Origin of the sequence: Paenibacillus kribbensis, from assembly GCF_002240415.1 — a bacterium.
GTDB classification, from domain to species: domain Bacteria; phylum Bacillota; class Bacilli; order Paenibacillales; family Paenibacillaceae; genus Paenibacillus; species Paenibacillus kribbensis.
Genome location: NZ_CP020028.1, coordinates 4,324,888 through 4,346,041 on the forward strand (window position 1 = coordinate 4,324,888; position 21,154 = coordinate 4,346,041).

General features: G+C 48.7%; 14 protein-coding genes. 1 reads left to right on the forward strand and 13 read right to left on the reverse strand.

All coding sequences use genetic code 11. From position 1 onward, the window contains the following. Positions 1–220 precede the first annotated feature (220 nt). From B4V02_RS19305 to thpR, 6 genes are all read right to left on the reverse strand, one after another. Positions 221–865: a response regulator gene (locus B4V02_RS19305; RefSeq protein ID WP_007429194.1), complete on the reverse strand. Its 645-nt coding sequence runs from the start codon at positions 863–865 to the stop codon at positions 221–223. Between the two features lie 116 nt (positions 866–981). Beyond that, positions 982–2,619 (reverse strand): sensor histidine kinase, encoded by a 1,638-nt coding sequence (locus B4V02_RS19310; RefSeq protein ID WP_043890814.1) that lies wholly within the window; start codon positions 2,617–2,619, stop codon positions 982–984. A 322-nt stretch (positions 2,620–2,941) separates the two neighbouring features. Further along, positions 2,942–7,540, reverse strand: a complete 4,599-nt coding sequence (gltB, locus tag B4V02_RS19315) for a glutamate synthase large subunit (RefSeq protein ID WP_094155998.1) — start codon at positions 7,538–7,540, stop codon at positions 2,942–2,944. Between the two features lie 463 nt (positions 7,541–8,003). After that, positions 8,004–8,687 carry a metal-dependent hydrolase gene (locus B4V02_RS19320; RefSeq protein WP_094155999.1) on the reverse strand — a complete coding sequence of 228 codons (684 nt, stop codon included), beginning with the start codon at positions 8,685–8,687 and terminating at the stop codon, positions 8,004–8,006. Positions 8,688–8,785: 98 nt separating this feature from the next. Then, a complete protein-coding gene (locus B4V02_RS19325) occupies positions 8,786–9,598 on the reverse strand; it encodes a cell wall hydrolase (RefSeq protein ID WP_094156000.1) in 813 nt (270 codons plus the stop codon). Positions 9,599–9,709: 111 nt separating this feature from the next. Further along, on the reverse strand, positions 9,710–10,312 hold the full coding sequence (thpR, locus tag B4V02_RS19330) for an RNA 2',3'-cyclic phosphodiesterase (RefSeq protein ID WP_094156001.1): 603 nt from the start codon (positions 10,310–10,312) through the stop codon (positions 9,710–9,712). 236 nt (positions 10,313–10,548) lie between these two features. Between thpR and B4V02_RS19335 the strand changes: the two genes are divergently transcribed. Next, positions 10,549–11,505 (forward strand): D-2-hydroxyacid dehydrogenase, encoded by a 957-nt coding sequence (locus B4V02_RS19335; protein WP_094156002.1) that lies wholly within the window; start codon positions 10,549–10,551, stop codon positions 11,503–11,505. Positions 11,506–11,514: 9 nt separating this feature from the next. Here the strand turns inward: B4V02_RS19335 and B4V02_RS19340 are convergent, their stop codons facing one another. The 7 genes from B4V02_RS19340 to B4V02_RS19370 form a co-directional block, all read right to left on the reverse strand. Further along, positions 11,515–12,501 (reverse strand): TRM11 family SAM-dependent methyltransferase, encoded by a 987-nt coding sequence (locus B4V02_RS19340; protein ID WP_094156003.1) that lies wholly within the window; start codon positions 12,499–12,501, stop codon positions 11,515–11,517. Between the two features lie 220 nt (positions 12,502–12,721). After that, entirely contained in the window at positions 12,722–13,654 is a 933-nt protein-coding gene (locus B4V02_RS19345; RefSeq protein WP_094156004.1) for an MsnO8 family LLM class oxidoreductase, read from the reverse strand. A gap of 69 nt (positions 13,655–13,723) precedes the next feature. Continuing rightward, positions 13,724–15,139, reverse strand: a complete 1,416-nt coding sequence (locus B4V02_RS19350; protein ID WP_094156005.1) for a deoxyguanosinetriphosphate triphosphohydrolase family protein — start codon at positions 15,137–15,139, stop codon at positions 13,724–13,726. 439 nt (positions 15,140–15,578) lie between these two features. After that, on the reverse strand, positions 15,579–16,490 hold the full coding sequence (gene nikC / locus B4V02_RS19355) for a nickel transporter permease (protein WP_094156006.1): 912 nt from the start codon (positions 16,488–16,490) through the stop codon (positions 15,579–15,581). A gap of 35 nt (positions 16,491–16,525) precedes the next feature. Further along, positions 16,526–17,530 (reverse strand): ABC transporter permease, encoded by a 1,005-nt coding sequence (locus B4V02_RS19360; RefSeq protein ID WP_094156007.1) that lies wholly within the window; start codon positions 17,528–17,530, stop codon positions 16,526–16,528. 29 nt (positions 17,531–17,559) lie between these two features. Beyond that, on the reverse strand, positions 17,560–19,215 hold the full coding sequence (locus B4V02_RS19365; RefSeq protein WP_094156008.1) for an ABC transporter substrate-binding protein: 1,656 nt from the start codon (positions 19,213–19,215) through the stop codon (positions 17,560–17,562). A 939-nt stretch (positions 19,216–20,154) separates the two neighbouring features. Then, on the reverse strand, positions 20,155–21,120 hold the full coding sequence (locus B4V02_RS19370; RefSeq protein ID WP_094156009.1) for a glycoside hydrolase family 25 protein: 966 nt from the start codon (positions 21,118–21,120) through the stop codon (positions 20,155–20,157). Positions 21,121–21,154: the final 34 nt, after the last annotated feature.

Consider the following 21,154-nt stretch of genomic DNA (forward strand, 5'->3'; position numbering starts at 1 on the left):
TAACAATTGGCCCTGTGAACGGCATGGGACCGAATGGCACTTTCTCCCTCACTAGAGGGGAAGGGGATTGTATACTTTTGGCTACGGCATGGTATACTTTTGTACCATACTTTGTCGATTACAGAAAAATAAATCGAAAAAAAGCCCCAAAACCACCGGATTCGGTGATTTTGGGGCTTTTCCAACATTCGCACACGGAAGTGCAGCGCAGCTTATGGTGTCAGCGCATCATCATATTGGTTGGCTCATACTTCGCCAGACCAATGGCATTGGCATACAACGCTGCCTGCGTACGATCTGCCAGCCGCAGCTTGGCCAGAATCTGACTGACATGTTTTTTTACAGTAAACTCACTGATAAATAACCGGGATGCAATTTCGCGGTTGCAGGCGCCCTGTCCCAGTTCGACCAACACTTCCTTTTCCTTCGGTGTCAGGTCGTCCGTCAGATTGCCAGCATCCTCGCGCAGCTTGTTTTCGAGAATAGCCGGATCATAATATTTGCGTCCTTTGTTGACCAGGTGAATCGCGTAAATTAGTTCCTCTGGCAAAGCCTCCTTAAGCACATAGCCGTCCACGGAAGCTTCCTCCGCTTTCAGAAAATCTTCACGTGTTGCAGAAGAGGTCAGCAAAATAAATTTGCTTCTGAACCCGCGCCCGCGCGCGACCTTGATAATATCCAGACCTGATTCGTCCGCTAGCTTCAAATCTAGCAGCACCAAGTCCGGATCGGTTTCCTCGATCACTACAAGTGCTTCCTGTTGATTCTGGGCCTCTCCCGCAAACTGGACATTGGGCTGCATGGATATAACTGCAGCAAGTCCTTTCCGTACCAAAGGATGATCATCGACAATGACAATTTTCATGATTCGGCCTCCTGTCTACAGTTCAGGATTTGCACAATCCCTATGTATCCGATTGTTACCGCAGATTTTGTATTGCAGGATGTTCACACATCTTATTTAAGGATTTTTGCAAAACCCTATTCATAAGCATTTACCGGAATGGACAATCGGATTTGTGTTCCCTCTCCGATTCGACTAGAAATATCAAATTCGCCTCCCATCGATTGAGCTAAATATTCCATATTCATCATGCCCAGGCCCCCGCCTGCACTGACCACCTCACCTCCTGCTACCATTCTCGCCGTCTCAAACCCTACTCCGTCGTCATGAATAGACAGTCTAATCACTTGGGGCGTCAATTTTAACTTCACATCAATTCGTTTGGCCAATCCATGCCGGATTGCGTTCCCCGCTGCTTCGGAAATGATGCGGAACAAAGCCTTTTGATACAAGTACGGAAGAGAATAATGATCACCATGAATATCAAAGTCAATTTGTACATGGTTCAGCTTGGAGAGCGTATGCAGATGGCTTTTCACCGTCCCTAACCAAGTTGAGCCTCCGCTTTTTTTCGAGCTTAGGCTATGAATTGCCCCTTTCAGCTCCCTGACCGCTTGGTTGGCCGATTGCTGAATTAGCTCGATTTGCTCCTCCACCTGCTCCTTAGGCTGATGACACCAGGTTTGCCGGAGAGAATGCGTTGCGTACACAATACCAAACAGACTTTGTGACACATTATCATGCATCTCATTCGCAATCCGATTTTGCTCGTTCCTTACAATCAGCTGATTTTCAACACGTTCCAACTCGTAGCGCTCCAGAAACACCGCACTCAGCTCGGCCAAGAAAATCAGTTGCTGCACAAGCCAGCGTCTTCCTGTCAGACTTTGATCCGGACCCAGTTGAAGACCAATCGTCGCCACAAAACGGGTCGTCATCGGTACTGTGATCATCAGAAAATCCCCCCATTCCGGCAGGTGTTTGAAAAATGGCTCGCGCTCTTCCCTGAATTCCTCCCGATAATTCCCCAGCACCTCGAACAGCTGCTCCTCTTCCTCTACCGTCCAGCCTGTCTGACTGCTTTCCGGCGCATCCTCCTCCTGACTATCCAGCCAGAAAAATGCACGGCTCTGCTTCGTCAGCTTAACGGTATAGTCCGAGATCACCTGCCCCAGATTCAACGCTTCATTGTGACTGGTCGTCTCCATGATGTGGTAAATCGACTTGATATGATCCATCGTCTCGTTGGCTTGTTCCTTTGCCACCTTCAGTTCGTCTTTCATGACTCCGATAACCTGCATTGCCATGGTGGTTACGATCAGTACCAAAAACAAATTGATGTTCTGCAGTACAAGATCCCATAAAAAATATTGACCTGGTGTAAAAAAGATATAACAAAATGTGAGTACCAAGCCGATATAAGAAAGGAGGAGGGTCCAACTATACCTCATAGATAGGTGGGCACAAGCCACCAGCATAGGGGTAATGACATACCATTTGAACGGACTATCCATCCCTCCCGTCGGGAACAGCAACAAAATGATCCCTGCGGTTTCTAACGCAATACTGCATTTCAATACCATATCATGAAGTCTGTACTTTCGGTAAATCCAAGTAAATACTGTAACTGATAAAAATAGAAACACAATCAATAATAGCTTCTGCCACACGATTAATCTGGATTGTTCGAACAGAAAAACAAGTGACGTTAAAGATAGTGATACATAACGGTACAAAAAAATCATTTTGTCTTCTGCTGACTTCTTCAACTTCATCCTGTCACCCTATTCTGTGTTTTGAAGGGACGATGGGCGTATTGGGTTTGTTTGTGCACTATAAAAAAATCATAACCAATCCAAAAATAAATAACAAGACATAAACTCTAACGTAAACGGTTACATTCAAAAAAATTTGGTACTTTTTATAATATATCTACCGTTTCAGGAAAACATTTTCGGGGTAATGTCAGAGTTTATGACGTTTGTCAAGGACATAAATTACATTTTAACCAAACTAAAAAAGGGACTTGCTGGTACCCCCCTGATTATAACAGCGGTATTCAGCAAGTCCTTTTTTAATAAACTGGATGGGTCTGCATTAGCCCCCGGCGCGTGCCAATTCACGCATATTGGCTTCAAACGCTGCCAGCAGAGCTTCATCCCCACTCAGACCAGTGGCCTCTTCTTTTTGGATCTGTTCCATCATACGCTTGTAGTCCTTTGGAATTACCCGAACAAACTGCTGAACCGCAATCTGCCAGTCCTCCAAAATACGTTGTCCTGCTTCACTGCCCGTATAAGTGACATGGCGCTGAATCAAGCCGCGCAGCTCCGCTGCTTCCGCAGGGTCTTCCACGCCTTCCAGCAACACCATTTCCAGATTACAACGGTTCAGGAACGTTCCCTCAGGATCATAGACATATGCAATCCCTCCAGACATCCCGGCTCCAAAATTCCGTCCGGTTCCGCCCAGTACAACTACACGTCCACCCGTCATATATTCGCAGCCATGATCGCCGACACCCTCGACAACAATACGTGCCCCGGAATTCCGTACGGCAAAGCGCTCTCCAGCAATTCCGCTAATATAAGCTTCCCCGCTGGTCGCTCCATACAAGGCTGTATTTCCAATAATAATGTTCTCTTCTGCTTTAAAGGTCGCTTTGTGAGATTTTCTCACAATGACCTTACCGCCAGATAGCCCTTTACCGACGTAGTCATTACTGTCGCCCTCTACACTTAGCGTAATGCCTTTCGGAATAAATGCTCCGAAGCTCTGACCTGCCGAGCCAACGAAGTTAAAGCGAATAGTATCTTCAGGCAGACCTGCTGCGCCATACTTGCGGGTGACCTCGCTGCCCAGAATCGTACCTACGGCCCGATTCACGTTCGTTATAGGCAGGGTCCCCTCTACAGGTGTTCCGTTCGCCAGCGCCTCCGCAGCCATGGGTACGAGCTTCTGCATATCAAGCGTTTCTTCCAGGCCGTGATTTTGGCGTTGTACACGGTAACGCACGCTGCCGTCTTCCAGCTCAGGAACATGCAGCAGCAAGCTCAGGTCTACACCCTTCTTCTTCCAGTGCGAATCGGCGTTCACGGTATCCAAGCAATCTGTGCGTCCGATCATTTCCTGAATCGTGCGGAAGCCCAGCTCCGCCATAATTTCACGGACATCTTCTGCGATAAAGCGCATAAAATTCACCACATGGGCAGGATCACCCATATAATTTTTGCGCAGCTCCGGATTCTGCGTAGCCACACCAACCGGACATGTATCCATTTGGCATACCCGCATCATAATACAGCCCAATGCCACGAGTGGCGCTGTAGAAAAGCCATATTCTTCTGCACCCAGCAGGGCAGCTACGACCAAATCGCGGCCAGACAGCATCTTGCCGTCTGTCTCCAGCACCACGCGGTCGCGCAGGTTATTCAGCATCAGCGTCTGATGCGTTTCGGCCAGCCCCAGCTCCCAAGGCATACCCGCATGACGGATGGAGCCTTGCGGAGAAGCACCTGTACCGCCGTCATAGCCGCTGACCAGAATAATGTCAGCACGGCCTTTCGCTACCCCCGTAGCAATCGTGCCTACGCCTGCCTCTGACACCAGCTTCACGTTAATGTCAGCACGCGGGTTGGCGTTTTTGAGATCGTAGATCAGCTCTGCCAAATCCTCGATAGAATAAATATCGTGATGCGGCGGTGGCGAAATCAAGCCTACACCTGGCGTAGAACCACGTACCTCGGCGACCCAAGGATACACCTTGCGTCCCGGCAACTGTCCGCCCTCGCCCGGCTTTGCGCCTTGCGCCATTTTGATCTGAATTTCGTCGGCATTCACCAGGTAATTCGACGTTACACCGAATCGGCCAGATGCTACCTGCTTGATCGAACTGCGACGAGAATCGCCATTAGCATCCGGTATGAAACGTGCAGGGTTCTCCCCGCCTTCACCCGTGTTGCTCTTGCCGCCGATACGGTTCATTGCAATCGCCATATCCTCATGGGCTTCCTGGCTAATGGAGCCAAAAGACATAGCTCCTGTTTTAAAGCGACGCATAATCGAAGCAGCAGATTCCACTTCCTCCAGCGGCACAGACTCACCGGCAGGCTTTAGTTGGAGCATGGAGCGGATCGTCAAATACTGTTTGGATTCGCCTTGCACCAGCTTGGCGTATTTCTTGTAAAGCTCGTAGTCTCCCGAACGAACGGACTGCTGGAGCAAATGGACCGTTTGCGGGTTAAACAAATGCTCTTCCCCGTCGTTACGCCATTGGTATTCGCCGCCCGAATCCAGCACCTTGTCGTTGCCATCCTTGTCGGTAAAAGCACGGTTATGGTGGGCCAGCGCTTCCATCGTCACTTCCTCCAGACCAATACCGCCAATGCGGGAAGGCGTCCAGGTAAAGTAACGGTCAACAAAATCCTGCTTCAGACCTACGGCCTCGAAAATTTGGGCTCCACGGTAGGATTGAATCGTGGAAATACCCATTTTGGACAATATTTTTACGACACCCTTGGTAGCCGCCTTAATATAATTTTTAACTGCTTTTTCGTGCGAAATGCCGCGCAGCAAGCCCTGTTGAATCATGATATCCAGCGTTTCAAAGGCCAGATACGGGTTAACCGCGCTCACGCCGTAGCCAAGCAGCACCGCATAATGGTGAACATCTCTTGGCTCTCCGGACTCCAGCAAAATGCTTACACGTGTGCGTGTGCCCTGTTTGATCAGATGGTGATGCAGGCTGGAAACAGCCAGCAACGCCGGAATGGCCGCATTGTCTGCATCCACTCCACGGTCAGACAGAATGAGGATGTTATGCCCCTTGTCAATGACACGGTCAGCCGCTTCAAACAATCCTTCCAGTGCCTTACGCAAGCCTTCTGCGCCTTCCTTTGCTTCAAAGAAGATCGGAATCGTCATCGACTTGAAGCCCGGACGGTGTACATGGCGAATTTTGGCAAATTCTTCATTGGACAGCACCGGTGAGTCCAAACGAATCTGACGACAGCTTTCCGGCTCTGGATGCAGCAGGTTGCGCTCCGGTCCAATCGTAGTTGCCGTCGACGTTACAATCTCTTCACGAATGGCATCAATCGGCGGATTGGTAACTTGCGCGAACATTTGTTTAAAATAGTTGTACAAACGTTGCGGACGATCAGACAGCACCGCAAGTGGAGCATCGTACCCCATCGATCCAATCGGCTCCGCACCTGTGAGCGCCATCGGCTCCAGCAGCTTGCGCAGTTCTTCAAACGTATATCCAAATGCGAGCTGCAGCTGGTTAACATTTTCGTGCTTCGGCTCCGGCTGTTCCAATGCCTCCGGCAGTTCCTCCAGATCAACCAAATGCTCATCCAGCCATTGCTGATAAGGCTCCTCGGAAGCGATACGTTCTTTCAGCTCTTCGTCAGAAATGATGCGCCCTTCCTGGGTATCCACCAGCAGCATCCGGCCCGGACGGAGACGATCCTTGTACAGCACATTTTCAGGAGCGATATCCAGCACACCCGCCTCTGAAGACAGTGCGATCAGATCATCTTTGGTCACATAGTAACGTGCAGGGCGCAGGCCGTTACGGTCCAGAATCGCCCCGATTTGGATACCGTCCGTAAACGCCATCGCTGCCGGGCCGTCCCACGGCTCCATCATGGTACTGTGATATTCATAAAATGCCCGTTTTTTCGGGTCCATCGTCTCATGTTTGTTCCAAGGCTCCGGCACCATCATCATAGCTACATGAGGCAAGGAACGTCCGCTCAGATACAAAAACTCCAGCGTATTATCAAACATGGCTGTATCTGAACCATCCGGGTTAATGACTGGTTTTACCTTCGCGATATCCTCACCGAATGCTTCACTTTCAAACTGTGCCTGACGCGCATGCATCCAGTTCACGTTGCCGCGCATGGTGTTAATTTCACCGTTGTGAATCATAAAACGGTAAGGATGCGCACGATCCCAGCTCGGGAACGTATTCGTACTGAAACGGGAATGGATCAGCGCAATCGCCGACGTCACCCGCTCTTCCTTCAAATCCAAATAAAATTTGCCCACCTGCTCGGTTGTCAGCATTCCCTTATATACAACCTTGCGGCATGACAAGCTCGGAATATAGAACGATTCGCCGTGCTGCTCCTCTTGGCTATAACGAATAGCAAGCTCTGCACGTTTGCGAATGATATACAGCTTCCGTTCAAAGTCCAGCTCTTCCTTCAAATCGCTACTGCGGCCGATGAACACCTGACGCACGCCCGGTTTAGCCGCTTTTGCCGATTTGCCCAGCATTTCGTCATAAGTCGGAACATCGCGGAAGCCCAAACAATTTTGGCCTTCGTCCACGATGATCTCTCTCAGCTTCTGCTCATGTGCCTCACGGACTTTTGGATCATTGGATACAAAAAGCATGCCTACGCCGTAATGTCCGGCCTTTGGCAGCTTGAAGCCCAAGCGCTCCGCTTCCTCTTGAAAAAACAGATGGGGCACCTGAATCATAATCCCCGCTCCGTCACCGGAGTTTGGTTCACTTCCCTGACCGCCCCGATGCTCCATATTGACGAGCATGGTCAAAGCCTGACTTACAATATCGTGTGATGGTTTTCCCTTGATGTGGGCAACAAAGCCCATGCCGCAGGCGTCTTTTTCGAATTGGGGATCATATAGTCCCTGTTTGGGTGGTAAACCTGTCTGTCTCATGGAACGCAACCTTTCTGTTATAAAGTCATGCTGGCCTGAAATACAGGCGGCCGAATAGAAGACAGTGGCAACAAGAGGTAAATCAAAGAACAAACTACGAGGAATGGGGGACAAAACATAGGACGTATTCAGGCGGTACGGTCCGCCGAATGCGCATGTTTTTCAATAATTATGCAATGGCTTGACTTGAAAAATACGTCGATTCCACTGATGAATCTAATTAGTTCTATCATTTTATCATCGACCTATCATGTTAGCAATTCAAAGTTTTTATAATTGCGATAATAAATCTTTTACATTACAGCATCAACGTATCAATGTAAAAAGATATCATTTTTATGTATAAATATGCACTTTCAAAAACAGCCTCTCCCATTCCCACAAGGAACAGAAAAGGCTGACAAAGCATATCTAATAGAGGTGCTGACGATCAGGCGTATGTCCGTAATTCAGGCCATACGAATTAAAATTCGAGACTTTCGCCGGGTTTTAAGGCTTTCCCTTCAATTCCTTCTTTGTGCAGACGGTCACAGAAGGCGTCTCCGTCCTGTTCAATACCCGGGAAGGTATTATAATGTATCGGTATTACGCGGCTTGCACGCAACCATTTTGCTGCCAGCAGCGCATCCTCTGGTCCCATCGTATAACCATCTCCAATGGGCAGTACCGCAGCATCGATGGAGTTGGTTTCTCCAATGAGACGCATATCGCCAAACAGGCCGGTATCCCCTGCATGAAAAAATGTTTTGCCTCCCATGGTCAATAAAATCCCTGCCGGCTCTCCCATGTATATCGTTTGTCCATCCACCGTCAAAGACGAACTGTGGAACGCAAGCGTGAATTTTACATGGAAGCCGTCAAATTGATGACCACCGCCAAGGTTCATACCATGAGCTTTGGCACCCAGGGATGAACAATAGTCAGCCAGCTCAGCCACTGCAATCACAGGACAGTCATTGCGCTTGGCAATTTCAACAGCATCTCCAAAATGATCGGCATGGCCGTGTGTCAATAGCACCGCATCCACCTGAATATCCTCAGCTTGTACGGTTGCTTTGGGATTACCTGTCAAAAAAGGATCAATAATAATTCGTTTTCCCTCTGCTTCCACCAGCACAACTGAATGTCCGTAATATGTGATTTTCATATCGTCTGCGCCTCCATTGTCACTTTCATTATTTAGGTTACTTTCCTTTATCCATTATACCATTTTTTGCATGCCTACTTCACCTGTATGCAAAATGCTCATTTATAAAAAGTATGATGACCGATTGTTTTCACCTTGGTCCGCGAATGATGAACCGTAAGATCCTGGGCCAACGTAAGCGACAGGAAAAAACAGGTATTATCAGGAACGGCTTTATGACCGTTCAAAGCAGCGTTAACCGCACGGATGCTATCCTGGTTCGGTTGGACACGACGAAGACGCCCGTTCGCGACCGGACTAAATTGCGCTTTTTGATAAATTACAGCCTGAATCGTATCGGGAAATGAGGCTGACCGCAGCCGGTTTAAGACAACGTTGGCAACTGCCACTTTGCCTTCGTACGGTTCGCCTTCTGCTTCTGCCATCACTATTTTTTGCAGCAGGAGCAGTTCTTTAGCGGAGACAGGATAACTCCAGGTAGACAACGCCTTGTCATCCTGAGTGAGCATTTTTGTCTTCGTAAAGTAGATGGTTGTAGGAGGGGTTAGGATTGCGGACTTGCTGTGCTGGACATCAGGTTTTTTCGTGCCTGTGGTGACGTTATTCCGAGCTTGTTCCGCCTGCTTCATCTGGGAAGCGGGTAAAGGAGTCGGCATGATTTCTTTCCAGCTTGGCTGCCCATGAGCCGCGACAAAGATGGGGCTTGTCCTGTTTGACCCGTTATGGGTCCCCATCCTGTCGCCATGTGAAGGAGCCGAAGAGTTCCCTGACCAGCTCAGAGATTGCATAGATGCATTTTTATGATTATTCTGTGTTTGCTGAACCTCAGCGTAGAGTCCTATCCCCAATATACAAACAAGCAGCACACTCAAAAGAGGTGCAAACCAACGATATTCTTTAACAATTTCCATAATGTTCCTCCCGTTAACTTTAAGCACATTCCTCTGATATGTAACCCAAAATGCGCTTTTTGAATAACGCTGAAACACTATATCACTAAATTCGCTGATAGATCAAGGGTTTCACCTTAATAATGGGAACATTTGAATTATTTGGTACATCGGTTTTTGCCCCATTCGAGTTGCATATAAAACAAATTTTTCCACTTCCCACGGCTCGGCAATTCGATCATTTGGCTGCCAAACTGAGGTCGGAACGGGCTGCTGCCCTGTGTATGAACGCGCTACGGTAATATGGGGTCGATAAGGTCGTTCCTCAGGTTTAAAACCGAGCGGTTCGGTAGCCCGAACTATGGACTGATACAACTGATCCAGTGACTCCCGCTGCCCGGTAACTCCCCTCCACAATACACGTGGAAATTGCTCGCGGCCAAAAAAGCCTGCTCCTCCAATCCCGAGCGTGAACGGGGCATGCTCGGCTGCAGCTTGATATAACGCCTGCTCTAGTTGTGGAATATCCGAAGTCGCCACATCGCCCAAGAACTGAAGTGTTACATGGTAGTCTCTGAAATCACTCCATTTTCGGAAGGACAGATGGTCCAAATCCTGCTCTGCCCATTGGCGCAGCTTCTGCTTATGCTCATCTGGAATGGCAATAGCCGTAAAAAGTCTTTGCGACTGTGTGGTTGATGATATAGGTTCATTTGATAATTTATCCTTCTCCATCCACTCCGACTCCTTTCCTATATACATCCCAACAAGTTACTGTTTGGGATGCCCTACATTTGGATAAAGCCATTTGTTATTATTTATAGTGACGTTGTTATTTATAGTGACACGGAAAGCTCGTTTCTCCCCCTCTTTATGCAATTTTTCTGACAATCTGTTATCCTTGAAAAGATGGTTCGCCAGAAGATATTGGAAGCTTCAAGCTCAATCAAAAGTCGAGGAGGCTATGAATCATGGGAAACATCTTAAGTTTACACCAGCTAACTGAAGAACAAGAAAAGCAAGTTCGTGCAGCAGCTCCGGGCTGCGAGCTGATCATTGGCAAAGCCCAGGAATTAGGGGCTGAACAGATCCGGCAGGCCGAGGTTATTTTAGGCTGGTCCAAACATATTGCCGAAGAGGCGCTGCATCCGAACAGCAAACTGAAATGGATACAAACCTGGTCGGCGGGAATTGACAAGCTGCCGCTCACCGAGTTGGAAAAGCGCAATATTTTGCTTACGAACACAAGTGGCGTACATGCGATTCCGATAACGGAGCAGATTTTCGGCATGCTGCTATCGCATACACGTTATTTGCAGCAAGCAGCTCTCTTGCAGCGTCAGAAAACATGGCAGCCACCGGAAGGTCAACTGACGGAATTACGTGGTAAAACGTTGCTGATAACTGGTGTTGGCGAAATTGGCCGTGAAACGGCTCGGCTTGCACAAGCCTTTGGCATGCGGGTGATCGGAGTCCGGCGATCCGGCAAAGAAGCTCCCCATGTAGAGCACATGTACACCAACGAACAATTACACGATGCGTTGGGAGCTGCGGATATCGTGGTGAACATTTTGCCATTCACGGAGGAAACCCGTCACTTCTTTGACGAAAAAGCATTTGCAGCCATGCGTAAAGGTGCTTTCTTCATTAATGTAGGCCGTGGCGGCACCGTTCATACAGATGCGCTTGTACGCTCTCTGGAGCAACAGCATATTGCCTTTGCCGGGCTGGACGTATTCGAGGAAGAGCCGCTGCCCGCGTCACATCCACTATGGAGTCTGGACCATGTCCTGATCACACCGCATATTGCAGGTGACACGGATCATTATGCTGAACGGGCGGTAGATATTTTTGTTACCAACTTGAAAGCCTATACAGCAAAGCAGGAGCTGCCACTGAATTTGGTAAGCTATAGCGCCCAATATTAACAAAACTAACTACTCACAGACCCATATTTCCCGGCTCAACCCTGTCTTGCGTATGCAGCATTGCTCCTTAAGGGTCCAACCTGACTCGGATAGCAATCTTTCCATCGGCTCCGTGCTCACAATCACCGCCCGTGCGGCCAGACGTCTTAAGCTGCGCAGCATCTTTTTTTGTTCATCAGCAGGGAGCACGGAGCACAGGTTATAGGGCATATCCAATATAGCCGCATCGTACGTGCCCTCCACCATATTCATATCCCCGAGTTTCACCAACTCCTCCTCATATCCAAAATGACGTAAATTGACGCGTGCTCCGCGTACCGCCAACGGATTGATATCATAACCGCAAATATGTTTCCCCATGCTTAGTGCTTCAATCATCACATTGCCCATGCCGCAGCACGGGTCCAGTAGCTTCAGTTCATCTCCATCTGCCTCGTGCACTGCTGCATGACGAACTGCCAAATTGACAAGCGCCCTGGCTACTAGCACCGGCAATCCCGTAGAATAATACTGCGGTTTCTGACGGCGCTCCAGCCAGGAACGATCGCTATGCACGCATTGGCCCAGTAGCCACCGTTGTCCTGCCCTGATCACACCCAAAGTGATATCCGGTTCCTTCATTTGCGCCTGTCCATGAATACGTGCGCCAATCCGACGTTCTATCCTGCGTCGCTCGTCATAGTCCGCCTTATTGTCGCCTTCCTTGAGACACAGTACTTTGAAGGTCTTTCCGTCTTCAAGCTGCAGTGTGGAAGCTGCTTCGCATAGCTCTTCCAGCGTACCTGCATCCACGGCTATATCCAGCCGAAGGTGAATAAACGGGCTGGTCCCCGGTTCCAGCCGCCGCTCGGACAACAGCATGGAGTCATGCACAGGTGGCTGGTCGAATAGGCATTTTAATTCCAAAAGGCATAGCTCTCGCTCTGTTTCATGGCACGCATAGGTGTATATGTACCTTTGCTTCGTTTCGTTCGTGTTCATTTCATGTTTGTTCATGTAAGATCTCTTTTCATTTAGAATGACAGCTATATAAGTCGAACTTGAAAGTTACCTATCGTGCCACTGCGCATCCGGATGGTGCTTCCCATCGCCACCGCCCCCGGATTTCCGAAATAAAGCCTATGATCAAGGTAGAAATCCGGGGACAAAAGCGACCGCTTCGCTTGTACAGCACCATTCCGTCTACTCCGTTTTACTTGTACATTTTTAGTTCAACTTATATAGCCTGTACAGCTTCCGCTATAAGACGATAGGAGTCAAGCCGTTGTTCATAATCGGGAATCGGTGTGACCAACAGGAACTCATCATTATCGTATTCAACCTGCAGGCTATGCAAGCGTTCGACAATATCTGATGGCGTTCCCACCAGCCAACGGGCTCGCATCGCCGGATCGCCTAATGTAATTTGTGCAGCCCATTGCTGCGCCTGTTCATTCGTCGAGGCACATACCGCCCCTATAGCAACCATCGTACGCGGCTTGTCCATACGTTTGGACGGCTGAAATCCGGAACGGTAAAGGTTCAACATTTCCTGTGCATTGTGCTCACTCATAAATTGACCGAACACATAGCCCGTTGAATACCGGGCGGCATATTCGGCGCTTTTGCGGTTAGTGCCCAGCATCCACAGGGCTGGCGGCTGTTCAGGCATTGGTCGAGCAAATACGGGCACCTGCTCATACTCGTAGGTGCCTTCCAGCAAAGCCAGCAGAGCTTCCATCGTCTGTGGCAGTTCGGCCACATGCTGAAGAAAGTTGCCGCTCAATGCCATCGAAGCATGGGGACCTCCACCGGGCGCTCTTCCAAGACCCAGCTCAACCCTGCCCGGATATAGAGCAGCCAGCAGGTGAAACCATTCAGCTACCTTGACCGGACTATAATGCGGGAGCAAAATAGCCCCCGCACCCAGTTGGATTGTCTTCGTCAACGCCCCGATATGAGACAGCAGTACTTCCGGGCTGGAGGAAGCCAGCCCCTCCATATCATGGTGCTCCGAGGTCCAATAGCGTGTATATCCCCAGGCTTCTGCCCGTCTCGCCAGCTCACCAGCTCGTTGAACCGCCTGCTCCGGACGGTTGCCGGGCAGCAACGGCACCATATCGAGCACACCGAGATTCAACGATTTTATAGATAAAGACCGAGATTGCATAGATATTCCTCCCTCCCTTCTATCAATTACAAACCAGTTCCTTCTACTATATAGGGTTAAAATTCAAGGTCAGTCCAGATCATAAATGGAACCCACCTTCAGCCCATATAACTCATTATAGATTTTTTCAGCAAACGCATCGGTCATGCCAGCAATATAGTCGATGACCATATGCTCCCATGTCCAGATCGGTTTGGCCTTGGCCTGGTCACGCTCGTAGCGCTGGAGCCAGTCAGTTGGAATAATGGACTTCGACGTCTCAGGGTCCAGAAAAGCCAGCCATAGCCGTCTAAGCATCCATTCACTTCGTTTTTGCAGCCGCTGTACGCGCAGATCGCGAATCATCGTAACCCAGGCAAAGCTTTTCAACACACTCACCGTGCGGAGCATATCCAAATCCTCGTTTCCATCCCGTACGAAGGTCACCTTTTTCCAATTCCCGTCATCGATTACACCCAGGCTGCTGACAAACAGGCTGACCCAATATGCCTTTACCTCTCGGCGTGTGCGGGAATAATCGTGTTCACATATCGGCATCTTGCCATTCCATACCTTCAAAAATTCGCTCAGCACAGCTGCCACCTTCTGCTCAATCTGAGCCAGCTGCCAGCCTTGCCAGAAGCTATCATCTAATGTAGTGATTTTTTCCGTAATCAGACGTATCAAATACGGATCATATAAAAAATGCTCGTGCACTTCAATCTTGCCTGCCTTAATCCCGTCCTCCAGATCATGTGCGGAATAAGCAATATCGTCACACAGGTCCATCAGCTGAGCTTCTAGCGTTTTTTTACCGTCCGGGATTCCCCAATCCTGGCGAATGGAGCGAATGTATTCCCACTCATGCAGGTACATCCCTTTTTTATTCAAAATACCCGGATACGGGTACTTGTTAATTCCCAATAATACAGCGTCCGACAAATTCAGACCGTCCACATTCTCGCGCTTCTCCAAAAACATAATCAGGCGAAAATTGTGTGCGTTCCCTTCAAAATGCTCATAGATTTGCCGCTCGCGTGCATAGGCCAGCAGCCCCTGCTTGGACTCCGGCGTAAAGCCTTCTGCGGCGGCTATCTTTTCCACCTTCTGCTCAATGAGCTGATCTAAAATCCCGTCCAGCACCTCTTCGCCCTTATGCCCGAATGGTGGATGCCCAAAATCATGTGCAATCGACGCGCATTCCACCACCTCGGGGTCAATAATCAGCCCGGCGTTATCCGCCTGCTCCAGCTCTACCTCAGGATGGCGGCGCAGCAAGCTGCGTGCTGCTTCACGCGCAATTTGTGCTACCTCCAGAGAATGCGTCAGCCGTGTGCGGTAATAGTCGCCCGTGCCTGCGCCAAATACCTGGGATTTGCCTTGCAGCCGACGGAAGGTCGGTGAATGGATTAATCGGGAGTAATCCCGTTCATAAGCTGCCCGCGAAGCGTCGCTTCGTGTTTGTTCGGCAAATTGCCGATGCTCTCTTTTGTTTTGCCATGTCATAAAGCCCACTCCCTACGTACTCAATTGGAGTGATTATACATTTTTTTCACGTCACAGGAAAGCTTACATGACTTTCAACTGTAAAAGTTACTTTTAGTGCCACTGCGCAGTCGGATGGTGCTTCCCATCGCCACCGCCCCCGGACTTCTAGAATAATGCCTATATTAGGGTAGAAATCCGGGGAGGTGATGCTTCCGAAGCGAGCTTTCCTACGGAAAGCTTTTAAAGCGACCGCTTCGCTTGTACAACACCATTCCGCCTGCTCCGTTTTCTATATACTTTTTTAGTTCTACTCCAACACGAGAAATATCATACAAAAAAGGTGTTCCCCCGCCATTAGATTCAGGGAACACCTCTTAACTTCTATATTAAATAGGAATATATAAGTAAAACTTAAAAAATGCGCAGTTGGCGCTAAAAGTACCTCGCCCCTTTTGCCCTAACGCTTCGCTCTCGGGTCGAGCACATCCCGCAGCCCGTCACCCATCAGGTTAAAGCCCAATACGGTCAGCATGATGGATATGCCTGGAAAAATAACCGTCCACGGTGCGTTCTGGATATATTGGCGCGAATCTGACAGCATTTTGCCCCACTCCGGTTCAGGGGGTTGTGCACCCAAGCCGAGAAATCCAAGCGCCGCCGCTTCAATGATCGCTGTCCCTATCCCCAATGTTGCCTGTACAATAATGGGCGTCAGGCTATTAGGCAAAATATAACGCAGTATAATTCGTGCATTGTTCGCCCCAAGCGCTCTGGCAGACGTAATATATTCCTCCGTTTTGACACTGAGCACCTTGGAGCGAACCAATCGCCCATAGGTTGGCACGTTAACAATCGCAATAGCGTACAGCGCATTTTCCAGTGAAGGCCCTAAAATGGCTACAATGGCAATGGCCAGCAAAATCCCCGGAAACGCCAGTAAAATGTCGAATAGCCGCGAAATGACCATATCCGCCCATTTCCCATAAAACCCCGCGATCAGGCCTAAAGCTGTCCCGACGATCATTGAACCAATAACGGACAGAAAGCCGACCCACAACGAAATTCGGGCGCCATACAGCGTGCGGCTCAGCAAATCTCGACCGAGATCGTCCGTACCGAACCAATGCTCCGCCGAAGGAGGCTGCAAGCGGCTGACCAGGTTTTGCTCTTTATAATCAAAAGGAGCAATCCAAGGCGCAATCAACGCAATGATGACAAAAAAGACAATAACACTCAGACCGACTAATGCCATCTTATTATGCTGAAATGCCCTCCATGCATCCCTCCAAGGGCCGGACACGACAGGCGAATGTGTCAATATCGTGCGTGTCGTCGATATGTTGTTGGGTTCCATTGAAAATTGTGACATCGGACAAGCTCCCCCTTGAGCAATTGACGACTTGATTACTGATAATGGATACGTCGGTCAAGAACCGCGTACAGCAAATCGACAATCAGATTGATGATGACGAACAGGAACGCAATGATCAAAATTCCGCTTTGAATCACCGGATAGTCACGCGAACTGATCGCTTCAAAGATGTACCGTCCGATGCCGGGCCATGCAAAAATGGTTTCCGTCAGCACCGCTCCGCCCAGCAGCGAGCCGGTTTGAAGACCAACGACGGTAAGCACGGGAATGGCGGCATTTTTAAGCGCATGCTTGTACACCACTTGAAAAGATGCCAGCCCTTTCGCCCGAGCCGTGCGGATATAGTCCGCATCCATAACCTCCAGCATGCTGGAACGGGTTATACGCGCAATGACCGCCATCGGAATGGTTCCCAGTGCGATGCTCGGCAGAATCAAATGCTTGATAACGGTCCACACCTGATCCATACGGCCCCCTATGATCGCATCAATAATCGCCAGATGCGTCACGGCCTCTACCGGATCGCGAGAATTCATGCGTCCAATGGAAGGAAGCCAATGCAGCTTATTTGCAAATATCCATTGCTCCATCAAGCCCAGCCAAAAAATCGGCATCGACACCCCGACAAGCGCTATGACCATGCTGACATAGTCGAACCAAGAATTTCGCTTCCAGGCACTCACGATGCCTGCGTTCATCCCGACCACAACAGCGAAAAACATACTTGCCACCGTCAGCTCCAGCGTAGCCGCCAGATAAGGAACCATTTCCCGGGCAATCGGCTGTCTGGTGCGGATGGAATCGCCCAGATCTCCATGTGCCAGCTCGCCCAGATAGGTTCCATATTGCTGTAACCACGGCTTATCCAGTCCCAACTGCTCGCGTAGCGCCTGTTTGGACTGTTCTGTGGCCTTGTCTCCCAGTATGGTTTCCGCAGGATCGCCCGGAATAGCATGAATAATCGAAAACACGATGAGTGTCATGCCCAGCAACACAGGAATCAATACGGCCAGTCTTTTCAAAAAATATGCATTCATATCCAATTCACCGCCTGCTTGCGTTTAAGCTATTCAAAATAAACATTACCCAAAGACTCACTGCCTGTTGGAGAAGGTACATAGCCTTTGAGGGTTGTTTTTCCTGCCATCACAGGTGTTGTGTGTACCAAAGGAATCCAGGGAGCATCTTTTTTAATGATTTCCTGTGCTTGCTTATACAGCTCAGCACGTTTGTCCTGATCGACTTCCGTTTGAGCTTTTACCAAAATTTTGTGTAGCTCCTCATTTACATAAAAGCTGCGGTTATTGCCTGGAATCGTATCCTTGTCCAGCAGTGTGTACAAGAAGTTATCCGGGTCGCCATTGTCCCCGTTCCATCCCAGCATATACAAATCGTCCTTCTCTCCCCCTTTAAGATCATCCAGATACGTAGCCCATTCCGGGGATTGAATGTTTACTTTGACACCAATTTTTTCAAAATCCGCCTGAATGGCCTCTGCCACCTTTTTGCCGTCAGGCATATAGGGACGAGATACAGGCATGGCATAGAAGGTTAACGGCTCAGGAAGTCCGTTAGGAAAACCCGCTTCCGCCAGCAAGGCTTTGGCCTTGTTCAGATCATAGGCATAATCCTGAATACTATCGTTATATCCCCATAACGTAGGCGGCATCGGATTGACCGCAGGCTTGGCCTGTCCGGCAAACAATGCATCAATGATGGCCTGCTTGTTCACCGCGTGGTTCAGCGCCTGCCGTACCTTGGGATTATTGAATGTCTTTTTCTTCAAGTTAAAACCAATGTACGCCACGTTAAAGGATGGACGTTCAATTTTCACTAACTCACTGTTACCTTCCAGTTGCTTCACATCATCCGGATTCATATCGTCCATCAGATCAATTTCCCCGTTTTGCAAAGCATTAAAGCGCGCGGTATTGTCGGGTATAGAGCGAACAATGACCTTAGCCAGCTTCGGCTGCCCCTCTTTCCAATAGGTTGGATTTTTCTCCAGCGTGATGGAGTCATTCCGTTTCCATTCCTTAAATACGAACGGCCCTGTACCGACCGGATTGCTTTTGAAATCAGCTTTTTTCTCCTGAACGGCCTTAGGGCTGGCGATTCCAAACGTAGCCATGGCCAAATTTTGCAGAAAAGGAGCCTGCGGCTTACTCAGCGTAAATTGAACGGTGTTGGCATCTAGGGCTTTGACCGATTTGATCACCCGGCTTTCCTCGGAACCAAACATGGAATCATAGTAATCAAAGGAGTCTCCCTCATATTTATACGGACTTTTCGGATCAGCCCAGCGCTCAAAATTAAAAACAACCGCTTCCGCATTAAAGTCGGTTCCATCATGGAATTTCACGCCCTGACGTAGCTTGAATGTATAGATCAAGCCGTCTGGTGATACTTCCCAGCTTTCTGCCAATCCCGGCTGTATAATCGTGGTGCCGTCTTTATACTCCAACAGGGTATCAAATACCTGGTGTGTGATTTTAAGTGACTCGCCATCGGTCACAATAGCAGGGTCCAGCGCCACGGAATCTCCACCGCGCCCATAAATTAGCGTATCCTGCACACCTTCTCCCGCTCCGCCTGACGGTTGTCCTGCCTCTGGTTTCGCTCCTTCACCTGATCCTCCACAACCGGAAAGCACCAGAACAAATCCCAGCGCAAGCACCAGCAGTACGGTCCAGATATTGTGCTTTGCGTACTTTTTGCTCATGCAGCAAACCCCTTTCACACCTTATATATTGTTAATTCTTTGATACTGGATGGAAGCCAATCCTATGGGCTGGCATGACAAGCTTGTCCTCAAGCTGTAGTCCCAAGTTCCGAGTTCATCAAAAGGTGTAATAGCAGGGCAGGTATGTAGGTTCTATGGACAGGCTTTTTTTGGGAAAATACGGGTATAAAAACTTTCTTAATCTAGTGGTTGAGTGCTTTAGAGTATAATCAGTAGATATAATTAAAACGAAGTGGAGTATGTTAGATCGTGGTGAAAGTGTGACATATACTCACAAGCAGTGAATATTATGTTCAAACAAAGCTGATTAATGGATACTTTACTATAAAATCTGGAAGCAGACAAGGGTGCTTTTCATACATTTTGATATATTTTTATGCATCATGTTAATTAATATTACAAATAAACTTACACAAGTATATTAAAATAAATGCTCCTGCTTGTAATCCTCATTTTCCAGCAGAAGCATGACTTTATTTCAAAAATGTATCCAGCACCAAATCTACTGCAACGGCTTCAGCTCCTTTTGAACTCCTTTAAAGATGGAAAAATAATTGCCAGGCACTATGTGGGTGAACATATTCCGCTTACAATATAAGTACCATCCTTTATATCCCAATTCCTAAGGTATGTACTGAAATAAACAAACATACAAGTGCTCTGATAACTTCCCAGCAATCCACTCCACCCAGTTCATGAAATTCAGACAGCAAGAGTAGTACACTGATCGGAAATGTTCAAGAAGGAAAATATAGCAAAATTTATGGATATGTATGTTCAATTTAGCCAAGAGGACATCGAATTGCTTTTTTGAATAAGGGCAGGCGGTTGCCTTGAACCGCCTGTCTATTTATGTTTCAGGCGTATAGCTTGGCTCACATGAAAATAATTTCTTCTGGGCATAAGATTTGCAAAAGATCATTTGCTTGTTTTAAATACACCCAGACGGTTCAGCACGACCAATAAACGATAAAAATCGTAGCTACTTGGCAGCTTCGCATCCACAATCGGGCTTGCCGGATTAAATGCCACGGCGGCGGCTATAGCTTCCTTCGCCCAGGTCGGCACAGGCATAGCCTGACGGGCCTCCAGTTCAGCTACTCGCTGGTCTACTTTTTTAATATATGCACTCTGTTCATTCAATGTCTGTTTGAGCACATCCTTGCTATTTTCAAGCGCGGCGACCTGCTGCTGCAAGGCTATAAATGTTGCTTTTTCCTCTGCTGTCATCGGCTCATCCTCCTCTTCTCCTGCAAATGCCTGACGTAGCTCGGCCTCTGTACCAGCGTATACATTCAGGTCAACAGGTCCTTGAATTCCATCAACCCGTCCGCTATCGCTGTATTGCCAAAAATCCCAGCTTTTCCATGCCGTGGTATCACCAGGCACACGCGTGCTATAGCGTGCGATCCACAGCTTATAGCTACCCAGCGGAGCTTTGAAATGGGCAGCAAAAGCGTTGCCCGTATATACCATCGGCTTGCGGCCGCTTACCTGTTCAAACTCCGTTAAAAATGCGAGTGCAACCTCGTGAATCGCGGCTGAGCTAAGCCCACCCGGATTGTTTTCATAATCCATTACCGCTGGAAAATCCAGCGTTTTTGCGCCGCCCACCTGATCCAGCACCTCAGCAAAATGCCTTGCTTCCGCTTTTGCTGCGTTGACACTGGTCGCATCTACAAAATGGTAAGCTCCCAGCAGAATCCCGGCTGCTCTCGCACCTTTTGCATTCGTGATAAATGTCGGATCGACGTAGCGCTGTCCTTGGCTCGCTTTAATAAAGGCAAACGATTTGCCATCAGCACGTACACGTTTCCAATCAATCGTTCCCTGGTATCGGGACACATCAATGCCTTCGGCAGCGTTAGAACTGCGATTTTGCATAAGGCGTCCCCTCCTTATCTATTTTTGATCATGT